Genomic DNA, 21,695 nt, shown 5'->3' with positions numbered 1-21,695 from the left:
GAGCATTCTTTGCTCCCTTTTTTAGTTACAGTCCATATCTATTTTTGATTGTGCATCGGCGTTCGGGAAACACTGTCCCGTAGGAAGGCTTTCAGGTGCAAAGCGTTGTAGATTGTCATCGTACAAACTATTTTCAACAAAACTTGTAAGCTGCTGTATTTCCTCTGTTGATAGGCCTAACGGAATAAACAGTGGAGATAGTTTATCGCTAGGGACTTCGTTGTTTTGAGCTATTGCCAAGTTTTTGTATTCAATAACTTCTTTAATGGACATAAAACTACCCCCATGCCCTAAAAATTTTAGGTCTCTAAGGTTGTACAGTGTAGGAGTTTTAAACTTATAGTCGTCTTCAGGGTTTTTGGTGAAACCACCTCTACCTTTTTTATCTGCGTCTTTGATGTCGCCTATAACATCGGTTCCTTCCAAATCGGCCATGCCGAGTGCATGAAAATCCATTCCGTTCAATCCAGGTCCCGAATGGCAGGTATAGCATTTTGCCTTTCCAAAAAATAAGATGGCACCATTTTTATCATTTTCGTTCATAGTGTTGGCTTTACCCTTCAACCATTTTTGAAAGGGGGCTTCGGAGGCCAGTACCGTTCTTTCATAGGCCGCAATGGCCAAGGCACCATTGATCAGTGAATATCTATCGTTTTCCGGAACTTCTGGGAAAGCATCATCGAAAAGCGATTTGTACGTGTTATTATTTTTTAGCATTTCGGCGTCCATTTTTAACCTATGTACGCCAAGACCAGCGATTGCTTGTGTTTCCAATCCTTGAAAACCGAGGTTGTTTTTTTCTTTAGGCGTATCGATCGTCCATTGGGCCTCAGTGCCTTTATTGGTTCCTGTAGCGCCAAATTGTCCGTTCCAAAGCATAACGTCTTGGTATGCAGTATTTAGTATGGTAGGAGACCGCAGGGGCTGTACGTCTACATTGGAAGCATCATAGTTGGGTGCCATTTTTCTCGTCTCCCCCATAAAGCCAAATCCAATACCACCTTCACCGATTCCTTGTTTCATGCCGCTTTGAAAACCGGCTTTACTATGGTGGCAACTAGCGCAAGAATATGTGCCCATGCTCTCCTCTTGTTTTGGATTGGTGGCAAGTGCGGTTTCATGGAACAAAAGCTTGCCAAGGGCCACCTTTTCTTTAGTGATCTTATTGTTGGGGTCTGCGGGAATCTTTTGATATGCATCACTGTTGGGAAGTGTTATCCCATCCAAACTTCCGTATATCGAAACCAAGGTTTCTTCAAGTTCGTCGTCCAAACCTATTTCAATGTAGGTGTTATCTTCTTTGTTGCATCCTACAAACAAAAAAGAAAGAAAAAAGATATAAGCTGCAGGTTTTAGACTTATTTTGCCCATTGTTTAAAAATCTTAATAATTTGTTAAGGGCTAAGATGGCAAATAAATGATATTTGGCAATAAATTATTGTGTGTATGGTGAAAAAATATAGACGAACGGTATCAGAGCCTTACATAAAGGCAACTTTTATTGTAGTCGATAATGGCTTTGGTTTTTTTGAGGATATCCGCTCCGATAATACCATCTACGGGAAGTGCCTTGTGTGCGGTTAACGCTTCGTTCACATGTACCAGATCAAATAGGACAATTTTTGATTTTTTGCTTTTCCATTTCCCAATTTCGATACGGTTCTTTGTGGATATCAATGTTTGCATATTCGTAGCCCCGGCTCCCGCTGCCTTGATATCCGATTCTTGGTACGTTAGTTTGAAGAAATCAATCCTATCAAAACCCACACAGGTATTCGAGGCTCCCGTATCCAATATAAACCTTCCGGTAATCCCATTGATTTTTGCAGTCAGCTCAAAATGATTGGTAGCGGTAATTACCAGTGGAATTTTGGCATAATTTTTCTTTTGCAAAAACTTTTTGAGCGATGACATTGGTTTTTTTTGTCAAAGATAAACCTATTTTTGCGGTATGATAATTACCGATACACATACCCATTTATATAGTGAAGCTTTTGACAGGGACCGTGATGCAGTTATTAAAAGAGCACTTGACGCAGGGGTAAAACGATTTTTCGTCCCGGCTATAGATTCTACCTATACACAATCAATGTTGGCTTTGAAAAAAGCCTATCCAGAGCATATGTTTTTGATGATGGGGCTTCACCCTACCCACGTGAAAGAAAATTATGAAGAAGAGCTTGCCCATGTAGAGGAAATGTTGGTGGAGCATAAATTTTATGCCGTAGGTGAAATTGGAATTGATCTCTACTGGGACAAAAGCTTTTTTCGACAGCAGCAAGAAGCGTTCAGACATCAAATAAGATTGGCGAAAACATATGAATTGCCCATAGTGATACATTGTAGGGATGCCTTTGAAGAGATTTTCGCAATTTTGGAAGAAGAAAAGGGTGAGGGTTTGTTCGGGATTTTTCATTGTTTTACGGGGTCTTTGGAACAGGCGCACACCGCTATACAATATAACATGAAATTGGGTATAGGTGGGGTGTCCACCTTTAAAAATGGTAAAATCGATACCTTTTTGGATAAAATAGATGTAAAGCATATCGTTTTAGAAACCGATGCGCCCTATTTATCGCCGGTACCCTATCGTGGAAAACGAAATGAAAGTGTGTACATAGTAAAGGTGCTTGAGAAACTGTCCGACATTTATGGGATTCCGCAAGAAGAAATAGCCCAAATAACAACACAAAATTCTAAAGCCGTATTCGGAATATAGATTTAACTTTTTATGGATAAAAGTAACATTTTGCTCATTTACACCGGCGGTACCATTGGTATGGTGAAAGACTATGGTTCCGGAAGTTTAAAGGCTTTCAATTTTGATAAATTGCTCAAGAACATACCTGAGCTGAATCAATTGGACTGCCATATCGATACGGTTTCTTTTGATCGCCCCATAGATTCGTCAAACATGAACCCTTCGCACTGGATAATGATCGCCAGCATAATAGAAGAGTATTACGATAGTCATGACGGTTTCGTGGTCCTGCATGGTAGCGATACCATGAGCTACACGGCTTCGGCATTGAGCTATATGTTGGAGAATTTGGGGAAACCCGTGATATTTACCGGTTCCCAATTGCCCATAGGAGACTTACGTACCGATGCCAAGGAAAACCTGATTACTTCGATACAGATAGCCGCTTTGAGGCAAAACGGCAAGCCGGTAATACAGGAAGTGGGCCTTTATTTTGAGTACCGTTTGTATAGGGCCAATAGAACCACCAAGATCAATGCGGAACATTTTGAGGCGTTTCAATCCTTAAATTACCCTTCGTTGGCAGAATCCGGAGTGCATTTAAAGGTATACAAAGAATATTTATTGCCCGCAAATAGGCGCAAGAAGTTGGTAGTGCATAAAAACCTGGACACCAATGTGGCCATATTAAAGTTGTTTCCTGGACTTAATGCATCGGTTTTGGAGAGCGTGCTCAATATTCCCGATTTGAAAGCCCTTATCTTAGAGACCTATGGTGCGGGAAATGCCCCGACCGAAGGTTGGTTGCTCGACCAATTAAAAAATTCATCAAAAAATGGGCTACATATAATCAATGTTACCCAATGTTCAGGGGGCAGTGTAATTATGGGGCAATATGAGACAAGTGAAGCACTCAAAAAAATGCAAATCATTAATGGTAAGGATATTACGACCGAGGCGGCCATAACAAAGCTTATGTATATGTTGGGCAATGGTGTTTCGCCCAAACTCTTTAAAAGTATTTTTGAAACATCGTTACGTGGAGAAATGCAATAAAAATTACCGCTTAAATTTCTTCAACTAATATTTTTTTTGTTATTTGGGCACCCTTTAAAAAAGGAATAGAGAGGTGGCCGAGTGGTCGAAGGCGCACGCCTGGAAAGTGTGTATACACCACAAGTGTATCGAGGGTTCGAATCCCTTCCTCTCTGCGAAAACCCAAAACAAGAGTGCAGCTCAAAAATTTAAAGTTGTTCACTTTTTTGGTTTCAAAAACAAGTTTGTGTAACTTATGCCTTTGTCATAGAAAATACGAAGGGTTACACTAGTACATTTAATTTTTTAATTACAATTTTTTTTTATCTTTAACCCTATTAACTAACTAAATTTAAGTTTGAAAGAAATGAAAAAGTTATTCTCTATCCTGGCAATGGCTGGGTTATTTGTTTTAAGTACAAATACGGTAAGCGCAAAGACTAGTGCGTTAGTTTCAACATTGTCATCAACTGTGACTACGGCTGCAGTTATGCTTCAGGAAGAGGCTGCTGCACCTCAAGGATTCCAACAAGTTCTTAAAGAGCAATTCATAAAAGGTGGTGCTGGTTTCATGGGTATCGTACTTTTATGTTTGATATTAGGTCTGGCGGTTGCTATCGAAAGAATCATTTATTTAAATCTTGCAACTACAAATACATCAAAATTAAAGCAACAAGTAGAAGATGCATTGGCTTCGGGCGGTGTCGAGGCTGCAAAGGAAGTCTGTAGAAATACCAAAGGTCCTGTGGCTTCAATATTTTATCAAGGTTTGGACAGAGCGGGAGAAGGTGTTGAATCCGCTGAGAAAGCTGTTGTAGCGTATGGTGGGGTTCAAATGGGCCAATTGGAGAAAAACGTGTCCTGGTTATCCTTGTTCATCGCAATTGCACCAATGCTTGGGTTCATGGGAACGGTAATCGGTATGATTGCAGCCTTTGAGAAAATTAGTGCCGTGGGTAACTTAAGTGCATCACTTATCGCAGGAGATATTCAAGTAGCACTTTTGACCACTGTATTCGGTCTTATTACAGCCATCATACTTCAAATCTTTTACAATTACATTATCGCCAAGATAGACAGTATTGTAAACGATATGGAAGACTCATCAATCTCTTTGATTGATATGTTGGTTGACCACAAGAAATAATAAGACAATTTAATATAGATTATCATGCATAAAATCATAAAAATAATTTTAATAGCCGTTGGGGTGGTGGGTGCCATTTTATGGACCCAACTTCCGGATGGTGATGCTCCCATGGGAGAAGCCGTGCAGAGCGGGCCTATGAATTTCATGTTTATTTTAACCTATCTGCTTATCGCTATCGCAGTTTTGGCAAGTGTTATTTTTGGTCTCAAAAATTTGTTTTCGACTTCTGGAAGTCTTAAAAAAGCATTGTTCGCAATCGGCGGTCTGGCCATTGTGGTTGCCGTGTCATATGGCTTGGCATCGGGAACCGATATTAGTGTGGATGCTATGGCGAATAGAGGCATTGAAACATCCGAAAGTACCATAAAGACTATTGGGATGGGACTTAATGTGTTCTTTATCCTTACCATAGTAGCCGTAGGGTTAATGTTATGGGGAGGTCTTAAAAAGTTAACAAGTAAATAAATAAAATTATGCCAAGAAGAGGAGGAGCACCAGAAGTAAATGCTGGTTCCATGGCAGATATCGCATTCTTATTGTTGATCTTTTTCCTAGTTACCACAACTATTGAAACTGATGCAGGATTGGATAGGATGTTACCGCCGATGGAGCCGCCAGAAGATAATGTTGTTATTAAACAGAAAAATATCTTTACGGTAAATATCAACAGAAACGGCCAACTCTTAGTCGAGGATGAGCTTACGGATATCACTAAATTGAAGGACAAGGCGATTGCTTTCTTGGATAATGGTGGGGACGGTACATGTACCTACTGCAAAGGAAAGAATGACCCCGATTCTTCCGATAATCCTGATAAGGCCATTATATCGCTGAAGAATGATAGGGAAACCAAATACAGCACTTACATTACGGTTCAAAATGAATTGGTAGCCGCTTATAACGATTTACGTGACCGAGAGGCCCAGCGTTTGTACAAAAGGGACTTTACCGATATGGAAGCTGAATATCTAAATTCCGAAACACCAAAAAGTGTCAAGGAAGCTTTAAAAGAAAAGGTAGAGAGAATTCAAAAGTTGTTTCCTCAGAAGTTGTCTGAAGCGGAAACGTCTACATCCAATTAATTAAATAAAGAAAAACTATGTCAAAATTTGCAAAAAAGAAGGATGGTGATTTACCAGCGGTTTCTACTGCTTCCCTACCGGATATTGTATTTATGCTGTTATTTTTCTTTATGACGGTCACCACAATGAAAGACAGTTCCATTATGGTAGAAAATACGTTGCCTAATGCGACCGAAATCAAAAAACTGGATAAAAAGGACAGAATCATTTATGTGTATGTGGGTAAACCTACCAAAGATTATCAAAAAGTGTTCGGTACGTTGGCAAAAGTTCAGTTAAACGATAAGTTTGCAGATGTTTCCGAAGTTGGGGATTACATTTTGGCGGAAAGGGCAAAAAAGCCGCAAGAACTTCAAAACGTACTCACTACGGCCTTGAAAGTTGATAAGGAAGCCAATATGGGCATCATATCCGACATTAAGCAAGAACTACGTAAAGTAAATGCACTTAAGGTGAATTACACTACCTATGAAGGTGATGCTTTTAAGAACCTTCAATAATATTTTTTTCTTTTAAACTTATAAACGCTCCAATGTATTTGGAGCGTTTTTTGTTTTAAATATTTACCTTTATTATCGTGATATGAAATCTTTGTTTTTTCCATTCTCTTTACTTTTTTTTCTGCCGTGCATTGTACTTGCGCAAACTGGGCAAGACTCCACACGATATGATTCTGAATATTTAGAGGATCAATTTTATGTGGGATTGACCTATAATCTTTTATTGAATAAACCCGAAGGCATTACGCAAAGAAACTTGTCCTATGGGCTACAAGGCGGATTTATTAAAGATATTCCTCTGAATGCGAGAAGAAATGTAGCTTTGGGAATAGGTATAGGCTATGCGGTTAACTCCTACTATACAAATTTAGGTGCCACTGAAACCCCCAACGGAATTACGTATGCAGCATTGGCCGATGATATTGATTTAAAGCGAAACAAGGTAGAGACCCATTTAATAGAAATGCCGATAGCGTTCAGATGGCGAACATCTACCGCAAGGGTTTACAAGTTTTGGAGAATTTATACAGGGGTAAAACTTGGTTACGTATTGGGAAGTCGCTCCAAATTGGTAACGGAAAGTCAAAAAAATTCGTTTACGAATTCTGATGTGCGTGATTTTCAATACGGGCTAACCTTTAATTTTGGGTACAATACATTCAATATTCATGCTTACTACGCTTTGAATGATTTTTTCAACGATAATACTTCATTGGATAATGGCAATAGTATATTAGCCAAGCCACTTAGAATTGGCTTTATTTTTTATATACTATAACCCGTTTTGTACTATAATGTCGATATGAGTGATTTCGAGCAACGAAAAAATCATTTCGAGAACTTTTTTCTGATAAAAATTGTTGTTCTAGACACAAATTTTCGTTCATTTCAATTATAAAATATACTCGAATTGACAAAATTTCATCAGAATGCGTAACGTGTTGCCAAGATAATATGGTTCCTCGGTATCTATTTTACAGCCAAAACTTAAGCGTGAGCAATTGGGAAATAGATCCAATTAAAAAGCCTATCAATATTTCAATTTTGTTATGAGCCCTTAAATATAACCTAGAAGTGGCTACAAGCCCAGTTGCCAAGGTTATCAGCCCTATGGCGATGGTGATGTTTTTTTCAAAATGAATGCTCAAACTTACAAGAAAGACTAACAAGCTGCCTATGCCTATAAGGTGAACGCTTATTTTGAAATTTAGGAACAGAAGTATCAATGCTGCCAAAGCAGCTAAAACCAGACCTACAAAGTAAAAATAAAGCTCTGGAATGTAATTGTTGGGAATAACTTTCATAACTACCATTAAAAGTAAGGCGATACTAATGTATAACGGATATTTTCTTTCTTTGGGAGACGACATAAAAATTGAATTCACTACTCCCAAATTCTTCAAAATCAGGAAAAAAATGATAGGTATTATGATGGTCAATATAAAAATAGGGAGAATGTTGCCGCTCTGTAGTTCCAAAGGGCTGTACTTTGGGGTTACCATAAAATAAACTACGGTCCCGGCCAAAGGAATAAATAAAGGATGAAAAATATAGGATATCGCCTTTAGGAAACCACGCATTATATTTGTTTTCTTAACCGTGCAACAGGAATATCTAACTGTTCACGATATTTGGCTACCGTTCGCCTGGCAATAGGGTACCCTTTTTCTTTTAGGATAGCTGCTAGTTTATCGTCGGTCAAAGGCTTTTTTTTGCTTTCTTCCCCAATAACCGTTTCCAATATTTTTTTGATTTCTTTGGTGGATACATCTTCTCCTTGTTCATTTTTCATGGACTCGGAAAAATACTCTTTTATCAATTTGGTACCATAAGGCGTGTCTACATACTTGCTGTTGGCTACCCTTGAAACCGTGGAAACATCCATATCTATGGCATCGGCAATATCCTTGAGTATCATGGGGCGAAGCTTGCGCTCGTCCCCGGTTAAAAAATACTCTTTTTGGTATTGCATTATGGTGTTCATGGTAATGAAAAGCGTCTGCTGTCTTTGGCGAATGGCATCAATGAACCATTTTGCGGCATCTAACTTCTGCTTGATGAACATTACAGTGTCTTTTTGGGACTTTGATTTTTCCTTGGAATTTTTGTAGCCTTCGAGCATGTTGTTGTATTCACGCGAAACATGCAACTCTGGGGCATTTCTACCGTTCAAGGTAAGCTCTAGTTCGCCCTCTACTATTTTTATGGAAAAATCGGGCACAATATGTTCAATAATCCTGTTATTTCCCGCATAGGAACCACCAGGTTTGGGATTTAGTTTTTCTATCTCTGTAATGGCTCCCTTAAGCTCCTCTTCGGTAATGTTATGCTTTTGAATGAGTTTTTGGTAATGTTTTTTCGTAAACTGGTCAAAAGATTTTTTGAGTATCGTGGTTGCTAGATCAATGTTTGGCGTAGGTTCCTTACGGTCAAGTTGTATCAGCAAACATTCTTCCAAGGATCGGGCCGCTACTCCGGGAGGGTCTAGCTCTTGTACCGTTTTCAAGACTTTTTCAACAGTGGCCTCTTCGGTGTATATATTTTGGGTAAAAGCAAGATCATCGGTAATATCGGATAAAGGTCTGCGAATATAGCCGCTTTCGTCAACGCTGCCGACCAAAAATTCTGCAATCGCCCACTCCTCATCGGTAAGGTATACGGTATTGAGTTGGTTTAACAGGTATTGGTTAAAAGAGGTTCCGGCGGCATAGGGAATGCTTTTGTCATCGTCATCGGCACTATAGTTATTGGCCTGAGTTCTGTAATCGGGAACTTCGTCATCACTAAGATAATCGTCTATATTGATGTCTTCTGCATTGATGCTTTCACTATCCGTTTCATTATCATAATTGTCCTCAAAGTCATCGGTATCGGAAAGAGTTTCTTCTTTACCACTCTCCAAAGCGGGATTCTCTTCTAACTCTTGTTTCAGCCGTTGTTCAAAAGCTTGGGTAGGCAATTGTATCAGCTTCATCAACTGAATCTGTTGTGGCGATAGCTTTTGCGAAAGTTTAAACTGTAAGTGCTGTTTTAACATATGGGGTATTTCCTACCTATAAAGTTAAAGAATTAAGATTAAAACTCTGCATTTTGCGGTGTTCTCGGAAAAGGGATGACATCCCTTATGTTGCCCATGCCCGTTGCAAAAAGTACAAGTCTTTCAAAACCGAGTCCAAAACCGCTATGTACCGCAGTGCCAAATTTTCTCAAATCCAAATACCACCAAAGCTCTTCTTCGGGAATGTCCAAAGCGGCCATTTTTTCCTTTAATACCTCCAGGCGCTCTTCACGCTGGGACCCACCTACGATTTCCCCTATTCCAGGAAACAGAATATCCATGGCACGCACAGTTTTTCCATCTTCGTTCAAACGCATGTAGAATGCCTTGATTTTGGCGGGGTAGTCAAAAAGGATTACCGGGCATTTAAAATGTTTTTCGACCAAAAACCGTTCGTGTTCGCTCTGTAGATCTGCTCCCCATTCATCAATCGGGTATTGAAACTTTTTCTTTTTGTTAGGTTTGCTGTTTCTCAATATGTCAATGGCCTCGGTGTAGGTCACCCTTTTGAAATTGGTATCGGCAACGAACTTGAGCTTTTCAATTAATGCCATTTCGCTACGTTCGGCCTGAGGTTTTCTTTTTTCTTCGTCCAACAATCGCTTTTCCAAAAATTGAAGGTCGTCCTCGCAGTTTTCCAATACATAGCGTATCACGTTTTTTATGAAATCTTCGGCCAGATCCATATTGGCATCCAAGTCATAGAAAGCCATTTCGGGCTCAATCATCCAAAATTCGGCCAAGTGTCTTGAGGTATTTGAGTTTTCTGCCCTAAATGTTGGTCCGAAAGTGTATACTTTGCCAAGTGCCATGGCATAGGCTTCCGCTTCCAATTGACCGGATACCGTAAGATTGGTTTCCTTTCCAAAGAAATCCTCTTTATGATTTACTTCTCCTTCTTCTGTCAAAGGTGGTTTTTTTGCATCCAATGTGGTTACCCTGAACATTTCACCAGCACCTTCTGCATCGGAACCTGTGATAATGGGAGCGTGAAAATAATAGAAACCGTTTTGTTGAAAATATTGATGAATGGCAAAAGATAACGCCGAGCGTACTCGCATAACCGCAGAAAACGTATTGGTCCTGACCCTTAAATGTGCTTTTTCCCTCAAGAATTCCAAGGAATGCTTTTTGGGTTGTATAGGGTAAGCCTCAGGGTCGGCCTCACCATGTACAAAAATATCCTTTACCTGAATCTCTACGCTCTGCCCACGCCCCTGGCTTTCTACCAAAGTACCGGTAATTCTTAAAGCGGCACCTGTGTTGATTTGTTTAAGGACAGTATCGTCAAATTTTTCAAAATCTACCACACATTGTATGTTATTTATGGTAGAACCATCGTTCAATGCAATAAATCGGTTACTTCTAAAGGTTTTTACCCAACCATTTACAGTAACTTCCTGTAATGTCAATTTCCCAGAAAGCAATTCTTTTACACTATGCGCTGTCATTTTAAGGCCATTCAAAATTTAAGCTGCAAAGATAACTTTTTGGCAAAAAGAAGACGGTTAACTGAGTTATAAAATACGTGTTTGCCGAAGATTACCCTTTTTTACCTTTTCCGTTCAAGGTTTCTTTGGGAAGAATATCTATCTGAGGTTTTTTCAAGGTCTCTTTGTTGGCAATACTTTTTTCCAAAGAAAGCAAGAGCGAGGGCAACAAAATAAGATTGGCGAGCATTGCAAAAAGCAAAGTTGCCGATACCAAAGCACCCAAGGCGACTGTTCCCCCAAAGTTGGAAATTACAAAGACAGAGAACCCAAAGAAAAGTACTATCGAGGTGTAGAACATACTCACACCGGTTTCACGCAATGCCGCATATACTGATTTTTCGATACGCCACCTACTGGCCGTAAGTTCTTGCCTATATTTGGCAAGAAAATGAATGGTGTCATCAACCGAAATACCAAAAGCGATACTGAACACCAAAATGGTAGAGGGTTTTATGGGAACGCCAACGAAGCCCATAACACCTGCAGTTACCACCAAAGGGAGTAGATTGGGAATCAACGAAATGATGATCATTCGAAACGAACGAAACAAATACGCCATAAAAAGGGCGATCAGCCCAATGGCCAAGGCCAAAGAGAGTACCAGATTCTTAACGAGATATTTGGTGCCTTTCAAAAACAGTAGGGCACTGCCCGTCATGTATACGTTAAAACGCTCGTCTGGGAAAATCTTATGGATTTGTTCCAAAAGCCGGGATTCTATTTCTTCCATGCGATCTGTTTTCACATCTTGCATGTATGTGGTAATTCGTGCGGTTTGCCCGGTGCTGTCCACAAAACTTTTGAGAAGGTTGCTATTGCCGGAAGATTTCCGGGCAACATCCATGATAAAATTGTTTTCTTGCGATGTAGGCAGTTGATAGTATTTTGGGATACCGCCATAAAATGCCTGCTTGGAATATTTTACCAAGTTTACGGCGGAGACTGGCTTGGATAGTTCGGGGACTTCATCAATATAGTCGCTTAGTTGGTTCATTCGCCTTAGGGTCGCCAATTTCAGGACTCCTTTTTCACGTTCCGTATCCACTACTATTTCCACGGGCATTATACCGTCAAACTCATCTTCAAAAAAACGTATATCCTTAAAGAACTCGGCTTTTTTTGGCATATCCTCGATGGGGCTTCCAGAAATATCAATCTGATAAATGCCAATAATGCTGGCTATCAAAAGGACCAAAGAGGTGATATAAACCGTTATTCTGCGATGCCTTACGATACGTTCCATCCAGTTTACAAAAGCATCGACCCATCTTTTGTTCAAGTGTTTCAAATGCTTTGTTTTGGGAAGCGACATAAAGCTGTATACAATTGGTATGATCAATAGGGAAAGAATAAATATGCCTATAATATTTATAGATGCCACAATCCCAAACTCTTTCAAAAGCTTACTGTCGGTTATTATAAAAGTGGCAAAACCCGATGCAGTGGTAACATTGGTCATTAGTGTGGCATTGCCGATCTTGGAAATGACGCGTTGTAAGGAGAGTGCTTGGTTCCCATGTTTTTTCACCTCTTGTTGATACTTATTGATAAGGAAAATACAGTTGGGAATTCCGATAACGATAATCAAGGGAGGAATCAGTGCCGTTAATACGGTAATTTCATATTGGAGCAGTCCCAAAATACCGAAAGCCCACATTACCCCTATAATCACTACGCACATTGAAATGAAGGTTGCCCTGAAACTCCTAAAAAAGAAAAAGAAAATCAATGAGGTTACCCCCAAGGCGGCCAAAATAAATTTCCCTATTTCATCAATGATATTTTGAGAGTTGAGGGTACGTATGTACGGCATACCCGAAATACGCACATTAAGACCGGTTTCCTCTTCAAAATCTTCAACGAGATTCGTAAGGTCCTCTAGGATAAAATCTTTTCTGACGGATGTGTTTACGATATCCTTGTCCAGATACATTACGGTGCGTATGGTGCCTGTTTCTTTATTGAAAAGCAGACTCTCGTAAAAGGGTAGGTCATTAAAAAGATGATTTTTAAGGCTGTCTACCTGGGCTTTTGTGTTTGGTTTTGACTTTATATACGGCGATAATACAAATTCCTGCTTTTCGTTATCCTTGACCAGTTCTTGAAGATTATCGGTAGAAAGTACAAAGTCTACTTCGGGGAAGGCATCTAACTGCTTGCTGAATTTGTTCCACCTATTAAATTTAGAAGGGGTAAACAGGCTGCTATCACGTATGCCTAGTACAATGGTGTTGCCCTCTTCCCCAAAAAGCTTTAGAAAGGATTGATACTCTAGATTTGTTGGGTGGTCATCCGGTAGCAAATTGGCCTGTGAATTGGAGAAACGCATGTTCTCCCATTGCAAACCAAGAAATACGGTAAACGAGGCAATTACAATTAAAATAAGAATTCTATTGCGTAGAATTATATTTGCCGTTTTGGGCCAAAAGCCTTTTGTAAGTTTTGCCACTATACCTCTTTTTTACCGTGTGCAAATGTAGAAAAAGATGGGTTGTGTTCCTAGAATGTATCGATAAGTATATAAAATGAAAAAAGCGGCTATTGGGCCGCTTTAGATGCTATGATAGCAATAGGTTATATTTTCATGATTTCGGCCTCTTTCACGTCCAAAACGGCATCTATTTTTTTGGTATACGAGTCGGTTAGGTCCTGAATATCGGATTCCGCATTTTTTTGAAGGTCTTCAGATATGTCAAGGTCCCGGATCTCTTTGTTGGCCTCCTGTCTTGCATTACGCACACCTACCTTGGCATCTTCCGCTTCTGCTTTAGCCTGTTTTGCGAGGTCACGCCTGCGTTCCTCTGTCAAAGGTGGTACGTTTATAATTACAAAATCCCCATTGTTCATAGGGTTAAAACCTAAATTGGCGTTCATAATGGCCTTTTCTATTTCTTGCAGCATTGTTTTTTCCCAAGGTTGAACCGATATGGTTCTCGCATCGGGCGTATTGATGTTCGCTACCTGGGACAATGGGGTCTGTGAGCCATAATATTCTACCATAACGGTTGAAAGCATTGCAGGGCTTGCTTTGCCCGCCCTAATTTTTAAGAAAGCCTTTTCTAAATGCACCATGGCTTTGTCCATGGCTTCTTTAGCGGCATCTGTTATAAAAGTTACTTCTTCGTTCATATGCGTAATTTAAAATTTATGTTGAACACAAATTATACCAAAATTAAAGATTCACTACCGTTCCTATATTTTCTCCCTCTACGATTTTCAATAGGTTGCCTTTTTTGTTCATGTCAAAAACAACAATGGGCAATTCATTTTCTTGGCTTAGGGTAAATGCCGTGGTATCCATTACTTTGAGCCCCTTGGTCAAAACATCGGTAAAGGAAATAGTGTCAAATTTGGTAGCGGTCTTGTCTTTTTCGGGGTCGGAAGTGTAGATGCCATCTACACGGGTACCTTTTAAGATGACATCTGCCTCTATTTCAATCGCTCTAAGAACTGCTGCGGAGTCCGTAGTAAAATATGGGTTTCCCGTGCCTCCGCCGAAAATCACAACACGGCCTTTTTCCAAATGGCGCATGGCACGTCTTCGAATAAAGGGCTCGGCAACTTCGTTTATTTTTATTGCGGATTGCAGTCGGGTCTGCACACCTTTTAGTTCCAATGCACTTTGCAGGGCTAAGCCGTTGATTACGGTTGCCAACATGCCCATATGATCTCCTTGTACGCGATCCATTCCCGTGGCGGCACCGGTCAAGCCCCTAAAGATGTTTCCACCACCAATGACTATAGCCACTTCAATACCTTTGTCAACTACTTTTTTGATTTCTTCGGCATATTCTGAAAGTCTGGTAGAATCTATCCCATATTGTTTCTCGCCCATCAAGGCTTCGCCGCTTAGTTTCAAAAGTATTCGGTTGTATTGCATGTGTAGCTTATTAGTCAAAACAAAAATAATCAAAAAAAGTTATGCTGCACCTTACATTTTTGTTGTAAGTAACCCCTTAATTATTTGTGAATTGTCTGGGTAAACTTGATTAATATTGTTATTCTTGTCGGCCGATAATTTATAATGTTTTATATAGGTAAAGCGAGCATTATCAAATTTTGAAAAGAATTTAAAAAAGTAAGTTTAAATATATGAAAAGAGTTTTTTTAATTATTTCTGGAATTTTAGTGTTAGGCTGCAGTGCTTCAAAATCATTGGTTACCATAGATAAGACTTATATCATGGTAGATATTGATTTGGTGAACGTTGTTGATGACAAGGTCAATGTCAGCATTGATCCTGGAGCCTTCGTTACCGACAACATCTCTTTTTTTATTCCTAAGACCGTTCCTGGAACCTATAGCACTGATAATTATGGTAAATACGTACAAGATTTTAAGGCCTTGGATTATGAAGGAAAGGAGCTAAGTTTTAATAAAATCGATGACAATACGTGGTACATCCCTGAAGCTAAAAAACTAGATAAGGTGACCTATGCCGTGAACGATACGTTTGATACGGAAACCGAAGTGGAAGAAGCGGTGTTTTCCCCTGCGGGAACCAATATTCTGAAGGGTGAGAACTATATGTTGAATCTTCACGGTTTTGTGGGGTATTTTGATGATTTTAAAGAAGTGCCCTATCTCATAACGATTAGAAAACCTATTGATTTAGTGGCAACCACCTCTTTAAAGGAAGAGCCAAATCGAAAACCCGATCCGGCATGGGACGCTTTCTTGGCAGAACGTTACTTTGAAGTGATCGATAATCCTATTCTATATGCAAAGCCCAATACAGAAACTTTCAGCATAAACGATATTACCGTAACCTTAAGCATTTACTCGCCAAACGATGTGTACAAAGCTTCCGATTTAAAGCCCCGTATGGAAAAGATGATGGGCGCACAGAAAGCTTTTTTGGGGGATATAGACGGTACAAAAGAGTATACTATTCTATTGTATTTATCAACGCTCGAAAAAGATGATGCCTCGGGTTTTGGGGCATTGGAGCACCACACCTCTACGGTGGTCGTGCTACCGGAACAAATGCAGAAAGAGCGTTTGGAACAAGCTATGGTAGACGTGGTGTCGCATGAGTTTTTTCATATTGTTACCCCGTTGAACGTTCACTCGAAAGAAGTACAATATTTTGATTTTAATGACCCCAAAATGTCCCGACACTTATGGATGTACGAGGGTACGACAGAGTATTTCGCCAATCTTTTCCAAATTCAACAAGGGCTTATTGACGAGGCCGAATTCTATAAACGTATTATGGGTAAGATAGAAAATGCCAAATCTTATGATGATAGCATGTCATTTACCGTTATGAGCGAAAATGTTTTGGATGACCCCTACAAGGACAACTACGGCAACGTTTATGAAAAAGGGGCGCTTATCAATATGGTTTTGGATATTCAATTACGTGAATGGAGCGATGGCGAAAAAGGAGTCTTGTGGCTAATGAAGCAATTATCCAACAAATACGGGGATATGACTCCGTTCGAGGATGACAAGCTTATTGATGAAATCGTAGCCATGACCTATCCCGGGCTCCGCAATTTTTTTGATACCCATGTTATCGGGGATACACCTATTGATTATAACCGGTATTTTACAAAAGTTGGCCTAACTTCTAAAGTGGTGGCGAAAAAATCGGGATATTTTCTAAATGGTGATATTCCTTTCATTGATGTTGACCAGGCCAATGCTAATGCAATTTATATTAGGAACGGGATACAACTGAATAGTTTCCTAACCGATATGGGTCTAAAAGGTGGTGATGTCATAAAAAGTATTAACGGCACTCCTATTACGCTGGAAAGCATTCGCCCTATAATTGGGCAAAGTTTTGGGTGGACACCTGAAACCGAAATTTCAATGGTACTATTGAGAGATGGTGAAGAGATAAATTTATCGGGAAGAGTAGGCGAGTCAGTGTTAAATGTTGAGACAATTGTCCCAGTTGAATCGCCTAGTGACAAAGAGCTCAAATTAAGAAATGCTTGGATGAAGGGTTAAAATAAGTAAATCAACATATAATGTAAAGCGCCTTCTTGTGGCGCTTTTTTATTTTCTGGATGTAACGAATAAAAGTAAAGTGCGTCTACTTATTTTATACTTTCTATCGAAAAAGGATACTCTCTCAGATGCTATTTAATCAGCAAACAGGATTTTTATTGTTGAAGATGGTAAATGTATTGTTTTCGCAAAGAATTCTTTGTGGTACAAATAGTTAATATGCGCACTTTTAAATTGGTGGACTTATTTTTATGAAAATGAAACAACTTACGATTTTTTTCATTTTGGTTGTTGGCCTACAGATTATAGGTTGTCGAGCACAAAACAGTTTTGATTTGGTTGAGCCGGAGTCGGTCGGAATGTCGAGCGAACGACTACGACAAATGGACTCCTGTCTACATAAAATCGTCGATGTAGGAGAGTTGGCAGGAATACAAACCGCAGTTCTACGTAAAGGTAAATTGGTGCATTTTGATACCTATGGTTATGCAGACCTTGAAAACAAAAAACCCTTATCTCCAAATAGTATTTATAGAATTTTTTCTATGACAAAACCAATTGTTTCGGTAGCCCTCATGCAACTTTATGAAGAAGGAAAATTTCAACTAAATGATCCAGTTCATAGCTATATTCCCGAATTTGAAAATATGAAGGTGTATTCTGGGCAAGATGGATTAAGGGCTGCTAAAAATCCTATAAGAATTATCGATTTGCTGCGGCATACCTCGGGAATTGGTTATGGTAGAAGTGAGAATACATACATAAACGAACTATATACGCAGGCTCAAATAACAAATTCCAATAACCTAAAGCAGTTTGTAACCAAGCTGAGTAAGCTTCCCTTATATTTTGAGCCCGGTACCAATTGGCTCTATGGACATTCAACTGATGTTTGTGGCTATTTGGTCGAAGTCCTTTCGGGAGAACCCTTGAATCAATACCTTGATACGCATATTCTCACGCCGTTACTAATGACCGATACACATTTTGAACTTCCAAAGGATAAAATAGATAGGCTTACCGTAGGATATCGAGTTGGGGAAAACGGTAGGTTGGTCGTCGCTGAAAATCCAGAAGAAAGCAGGTTTGTTAAAGAAACGACCCTTTTTCTTGGTGGGGGCGGATTGGTATCGACAATGCATGACTATTTACAATTTTGTAGAATGCTTTTGAACGATGGCACACTGAATGGAGTAAAAATACTAAAGCCGGAGACATTGGTGTTAATGACCAAGGATCATTTGAACGAAGTACGTGAACATCAAGAGCTACCATTGCATTTAATGTTAGGTGAAACAGGTTTTGGGCTAGGTTTTTCAATAGCTGCTTATGAACCAAGTGGTAATCGGGGCGTATATGGGTGGGGCGGTGCCGTGGGCACCTATTTCAGGATTGATCCTAAACAAGAATTGGCTTATGTTTTGATGATTCAGCTATCGCCGTATAGACCGCTTCGTTTAAGAGAGCGGTTCCCTGAACTTGTGAATAAGGCCATACTACATGTGAATTAATTTTGTTCGGATGGTTTTTTAGTGTTTGTAACAATAGGTTTGCCAATTACGCTTAATATTGGGATATTGACCGAAGACCAAATACATGATCAATACTCAAGAAAGTGTTTTATTTGCCTTAGTTCTATTACTTACCTTATCATTATCTTATTCGCAGACCTTAACGCAAACCGTAAAAGGATAAGATGTTGACTGCGAAACCGGAGCTCCCTTGATGGGGGCAAATATATTACCATTGAACGGGGATGAACCCAAGGGTACGATAACAGATGAGTTTGGTTTTTTTAGATTGGAAAATATCCCAGTGGGTAGAGCTTCATTTGAATTGACGTACATCGGGTATGAAGATTTTATCGTTTCGGAAATCTTGATTGTATCGGAGAAGGAAGTTGATATAACGGTAAATCTTACAGAGGCCTTGAATCTATGGGTAGAGTTGATTTTAAGGGCTCCTACCGACAATATCTTACCCAACCATAAATTGGCAACTGTGAGTGCACGCTCCTTTAGTGTTGAAGAGACGAAACGTTTTCCGGCAAGTGTGAGCGATCCCGATCGAATGGCATTGCATTTTGCCGTAGTGACCAATTCCGATAGAAACTATGGGCCAGGTTCGCATTGACCAAAAGCTGCGAAATACATTGGAGCTAGATGATTATTTTCGTTTGGACACCGTATTTATTATAGATTGAACAGACCTAAGGCATCGCACGGAATTTCGTTGGATATTCAAAATTAATAGGGAAAATATCGACAATATATTCTTTGATGGGCAAACGGGGCAGGTAGAAACTAGCTTACAATTGGAATTGATTCCTTTTTTGAATTACCGTATTGAATTTTGATCAATAAAAAACCGCCAAGTTCAAACTTGGCGGTTGTCATTTGAGTTAGTTTGATAGTTTGCCTATCCCAAAGCGATTCTCTTAAAATCGGTAACCTCTAAATCAGAATCAACAGATTTTACATATTGCGCAACACTTTGCTTGCTATCTTTAATAAAATCTTGATTTACAAGAGTGTTGTCCTTGAAAAAACGCTTTAATTTACCTTTGGCTATATTATCCAACATAGCTTCAGGTTTTCCTTCTTGGCGTAATTGATCTTTAGCGATTTCAATTTCCTTATCGATAACCGACTGATCAACTCCGTCTTCGTTCAATGCTACAGGGTTCATTGCGGCAGCTTGCATTGCTACATCTTTTGCAGCGGTTTCGGCACCGTCAACATTAGCAGAAAGTCCTGTAAGAACGGCAATCTTGTTGCCTGCATGAATATAGGATCCTACGAATGGTGCCGTGAGCTTTTCAAATCCACCAATTTCGATTTTCTCCCCGATTACCCCGGTCTGTTCGGTCAATTTATCCTGAACCGACATCCCTTTGAAGTCAGCACTCAAAAATGCCTCTTTGCTATCGAAGCCCAAAGCTAGGTCGGCCAATTCATTGGCCAATGTTACGAAAGTATCGTTCTTGGCGACGAAATCGGTTTCACAGTTCAATGAAATGATAACACCGTTGGTGTTATCTGAGCTTACCTTGGCAATCGCAGCACCTTCGGATGAATCTCTATCCGCTCTTTTGGCTGCAACTTTTTGTCCTTTTTTACGAAGTATTTCAATTGCTTTATCAAAATCACCTTCTGCTTCGACCAAAGCATTTTTACAATCCATCATACCGGCACCGGTAGTCTTTCTTAATTTATTTACTTCTGCGGCTGTAATCTTTGCCATAATAATGTTTTCTTTAATTTTCTCCCACAACAGCAGGAAATTTTATTTTGAATTTTACAATCTGATTAAAGGTGGTGAATTTTATTCAACCCCTCCCTTAACGCTTTCTTGCCACTCCTTTAGCTCGTCCCATTTACCATCGGCAGCCATTTGTGCTTGTTTGGGCCATGAAGTTGGATCTAAATGAGCCATTCTTGAACTAGCTTCGGTCAAGACTTCTTTGATTTTTTCTGGGTCTCCTTTTGCGATATCGGCAAAGGTTGCCATTCCTGCATTGGCTAAAGCTTCAGCGGCTTTTGGGCCAACCCCTTCAATTTTGGTCAAATCATCGGCATCGGTTTTTTTAGCTGCCTTCTTTGGAGCTTTTTTCTCTTTTTCTACCGCCTCCTTGGTCGCCTCTACATCAACTTCTACTTCCGGTACCTTTTCCACAACGGGAGCAGGTTTGGTATCTACTTTGGCAGGGGTAGGTTTTGGGGTTTCTTTTGGTTCCTCCTTTTTGGTCTCGGTTTTCGCCTTAGGCTCTTCTTTACCTTCTTTTTCGGCTTGTTTATCAGATTTACGCTCTTCTAGACCTTCGGCTACCGCTTGGGTCACTTGCTCCATGATAATTTCAATGGATTTTGATGCATCGTCATTGGATGGTATCAAATAGTCGATATCTCTTGGGTCTGAATTCGTGTCGACCATTGCAAAAATCGGAATGTTCAACTTCAAGGCTTCCTTTACGGCGATATGCTCTCTCATGGTATCAACGATGAATAAAGCACCCGGCAAACGAGTCATTTCAGAGATAGAACCTAAGTTTTTTTCCAATTTAGCACGTAAACGGTCTACTTGTAAACGTTCTTTTTTAGAAAGTGTATTGAACGTACCATCCTTTTTCATCCTATCTATTGATGCCATCTTCTTGACGGCTTTTCGGATAGTGACGAAGTTGGTCAACATACCGCCTGGCCATCTTTCGGTAATGTAGGGCATGTTTACGTTAGATACTTTTTCGGCAACGATATCCTTAGCCTGTTTTTTGGTGGCAACAAATAATATCTTACGCCCTGATGCAGCAATTTTTTTAAGGGCCTCGTTGGCCTCTTCCATTTTTGCTACGGTTTTGTAAAGGTTAATGACGTGGATTCCGTTACGCTCCATGTAGATGTAGGGCGCCATGTTAGGATTCCATTTTCGTGTTAGGTGGCCAAAGTGCACACCTGCTTCCAATAATTGTTTTACTTCGACTTTTTTAGCCATTTTAATTTAGTTTACGTTCTTTTGAATTAGCAATGGTAAAGTGGTATTTCGTACAACGAAAAGCCTTTATCATTTAGATGCTAAACTAATTTACCCAAACTAGTTTCGGTATTTACCTGAATCTAATTCCCAAGTTTATTTGGAAGTGGGATTTTTTTAATTGCCCATAAAAAGGGCTTTCAATGAACTGGTTAAATATATAACAAAAGTGCCCTTGAAAAGAG

General features: G+C 39.7%; 19 protein-coding genes, 1 tRNA gene and 1 pseudogene. 11 read left to right on the top strand and 10 right to left on the bottom strand.

The features are described 5' to 3' along the window. Positions 1-21: 21 nt before the first annotated feature. Positions 22-1,371 carry a cytochrome-c peroxidase gene (locus HYG79_RS04405; protein WP_179240952.1) on the bottom strand — a complete coding sequence of 450 codons (1,350 nt, stop codon included), beginning with the start codon at positions 1,369-1,371 and terminating at the stop codon, positions 22-24. A 102-nt stretch (positions 1,372-1,473) separates the two neighbouring features. Then, positions 1,474-1,914, bottom strand: a complete 441-nt coding sequence (locus HYG79_RS04400) for a retropepsin-like aspartic protease family protein (protein WP_179240951.1) — start codon at positions 1,912-1,914, stop codon at positions 1,474-1,476. Between the two features lie 37 nt (positions 1,915-1,951). Here HYG79_RS04400 and HYG79_RS04395 point away from each other — a divergent pair, with 37 nt between their 5' ends. From HYG79_RS04395 to HYG79_RS04360, 8 genes are all read left to right on the top strand, one after another. Then, entirely contained in the window at positions 1,952-2,719 is a 768-nt protein-coding gene (locus HYG79_RS04395) for a TatD family hydrolase (protein WP_179240950.1), read from the top strand. Positions 2,720-2,731: 12 nt separating this feature from the next. Continuing rightward, positions 2,732-3,757, top strand: coding sequence for an asparaginase (locus HYG79_RS04390; RefSeq protein WP_179240949.1), 1,026 nt, complete (start codon positions 2,732-2,734; stop codon positions 3,755-3,757). A 67-nt stretch (positions 3,758-3,824) separates the two neighbouring features. Further along, positions 3,825-3,912, top strand: a tRNA-Ser gene (locus HYG79_RS04385). Positions 3,913-4,103: 191 nt separating this feature from the next. Beyond that, on the top strand, positions 4,104-4,883 hold the full coding sequence (locus tag HYG79_RS04380; RefSeq protein WP_179240948.1) for a MotA/TolQ/ExbB proton channel family protein: 780 nt from the start codon (positions 4,104-4,106) through the stop codon (positions 4,881-4,883). A gap of 24 nt (positions 4,884-4,907) precedes the next feature. Continuing rightward, positions 4,908-5,351: a hypothetical protein gene (locus tag HYG79_RS04375; protein ID WP_179240947.1), complete on the top strand. Its 444-nt coding sequence runs from the start codon at positions 4,908-4,910 to the stop codon at positions 5,349-5,351. Positions 5,352-5,359: 8 nt separating this feature from the next. Beyond that, on the top strand, positions 5,360-5,968 hold the full coding sequence (locus HYG79_RS04370) for an ExbD/TolR family protein (protein ID WP_179240946.1): 609 nt from the start codon (positions 5,360-5,362) through the stop codon (positions 5,966-5,968). 17 nt (positions 5,969-5,985) lie between these two features. Further along, entirely contained in the window at positions 5,986-6,468 is a 483-nt protein-coding gene (locus tag HYG79_RS04365; RefSeq protein ID WP_179240945.1) for an ExbD/TolR family protein, read from the top strand. 82 nt (positions 6,469-6,550) lie between these two features. Continuing rightward, complete coding sequence (locus HYG79_RS04360) at positions 6,551-7,246, top strand: porin family protein (RefSeq protein ID WP_179240944.1); 696 nt, start codon at positions 6,551-6,553, stop codon at positions 7,244-7,246. A gap of 196 nt (positions 7,247-7,442) precedes the next feature. On the opposite strand, the gene HYG79_RS04355 is transcribed toward HYG79_RS04360, so the two are convergent. The 6 genes from HYG79_RS04355 to pyrH form a co-directional block, all read right to left on the bottom strand. Next, positions 7,443-8,048, bottom strand: a complete 606-nt coding sequence (locus HYG79_RS04355; RefSeq protein WP_179240943.1) for a hypothetical protein — start codon at positions 8,046-8,048, stop codon at positions 7,443-7,445. Next, positions 8,048-9,505: an RNA polymerase factor sigma-54 gene (gene rpoN / locus HYG79_RS04350; protein ID WP_179240942.1), complete on the bottom strand. Its 1,458-nt coding sequence runs from the start codon at positions 9,503-9,505 to the stop codon at positions 8,048-8,050. Before rpoN ends, HYG79_RS04355 begins: the two co-directional genes overlap by 1 nt. Positions 9,506-9,543: 38 nt before the next feature. After that, on the bottom strand, positions 9,544-10,977 hold the full coding sequence (gene asnS, locus HYG79_RS04345) for an asparagine--tRNA ligase (RefSeq protein ID WP_179240941.1): 1,434 nt from the start codon (positions 10,975-10,977) through the stop codon (positions 9,544-9,546). Positions 10,978-11,068: 91 nt separating this feature from the next. After that, positions 11,069-13,471 (bottom strand): efflux RND transporter permease subunit, encoded by a 2,403-nt coding sequence (locus HYG79_RS04340; RefSeq protein WP_179243478.1) that lies wholly within the window; start codon positions 13,469-13,471, stop codon positions 11,069-11,071. Positions 13,472-13,593: 122 nt separating this feature from the next. Beyond that, entirely contained in the window at positions 13,594-14,148 is a 555-nt protein-coding gene (gene frr, locus HYG79_RS04335) for a ribosome recycling factor (RefSeq protein ID WP_179240940.1), read from the bottom strand. Between the two features lie 43 nt (positions 14,149-14,191). Further along, positions 14,192-14,899: a UMP kinase gene (gene pyrH / locus HYG79_RS04330; protein WP_179240939.1), complete on the bottom strand. Its 708-nt coding sequence runs from the start codon at positions 14,897-14,899 to the stop codon at positions 14,192-14,194. A 212-nt stretch (positions 14,900-15,111) separates the two neighbouring features. Here pyrH and HYG79_RS04325 point away from each other — a divergent pair, with 212 nt between their 5' ends. The 3 genes and pseudogenes from HYG79_RS04325 to HYG79_RS04315 all read left to right on the top strand — a co-directional run. Further along, the gene (locus HYG79_RS04325; protein ID WP_179240938.1) at positions 15,112-16,980 is read left to right on the top strand and encodes a M61 family metallopeptidase; all 1,869 of its coding nucleotides are present in this window, start codon (positions 15,112-15,114) and stop codon (positions 16,978-16,980) included. 257 nt (positions 16,981-17,237) lie between these two features. After that, positions 17,238-18,491 (top strand): serine hydrolase domain-containing protein, encoded by a 1,254-nt coding sequence (locus HYG79_RS04320; protein ID WP_179240937.1) that lies wholly within the window; start codon positions 17,238-17,240, stop codon positions 18,489-18,491. Positions 18,492-18,693: 202 nt separating this feature from the next. Then, positions 18,694-19,113 (top strand): annotated as a pseudogene (locus HYG79_RS04315) (carboxypeptidase-like regulatory domain-containing protein); the annotation flags it as partial. A gap of 285 nt (positions 19,114-19,398) precedes the next feature. Here HYG79_RS04315 and tsf read toward each other — a convergent pair. Next, the gene (tsf, locus tag HYG79_RS04310) at positions 19,399-20,223 is read right to left on the bottom strand and encodes a translation elongation factor Ts (protein WP_179240935.1); all 825 of its coding nucleotides are present in this window, start codon (positions 20,221-20,223) and stop codon (positions 19,399-19,401) included. Between the two features lie 81 nt (positions 20,224-20,304). Then, positions 20,305-21,471, bottom strand: coding sequence for a 30S ribosomal protein S2 (rpsB, locus tag HYG79_RS04305; RefSeq protein ID WP_179240934.1), 1,167 nt, complete (start codon positions 21,469-21,471; stop codon positions 20,305-20,307). Positions 21,472-21,695: the final 224 nt, after the last annotated feature.

Origin of the sequence: Costertonia aggregata (assembly GCF_013402795.1) — a bacterium.
Taxonomy (GTDB): domain Bacteria; phylum Bacteroidota; class Bacteroidia; order Flavobacteriales; family Flavobacteriaceae; genus Costertonia; species Costertonia aggregata.
Note: the sequence above shows the minus strand (reverse complement) of the source record. Positions and strands in the feature narration are given on the sequence as shown.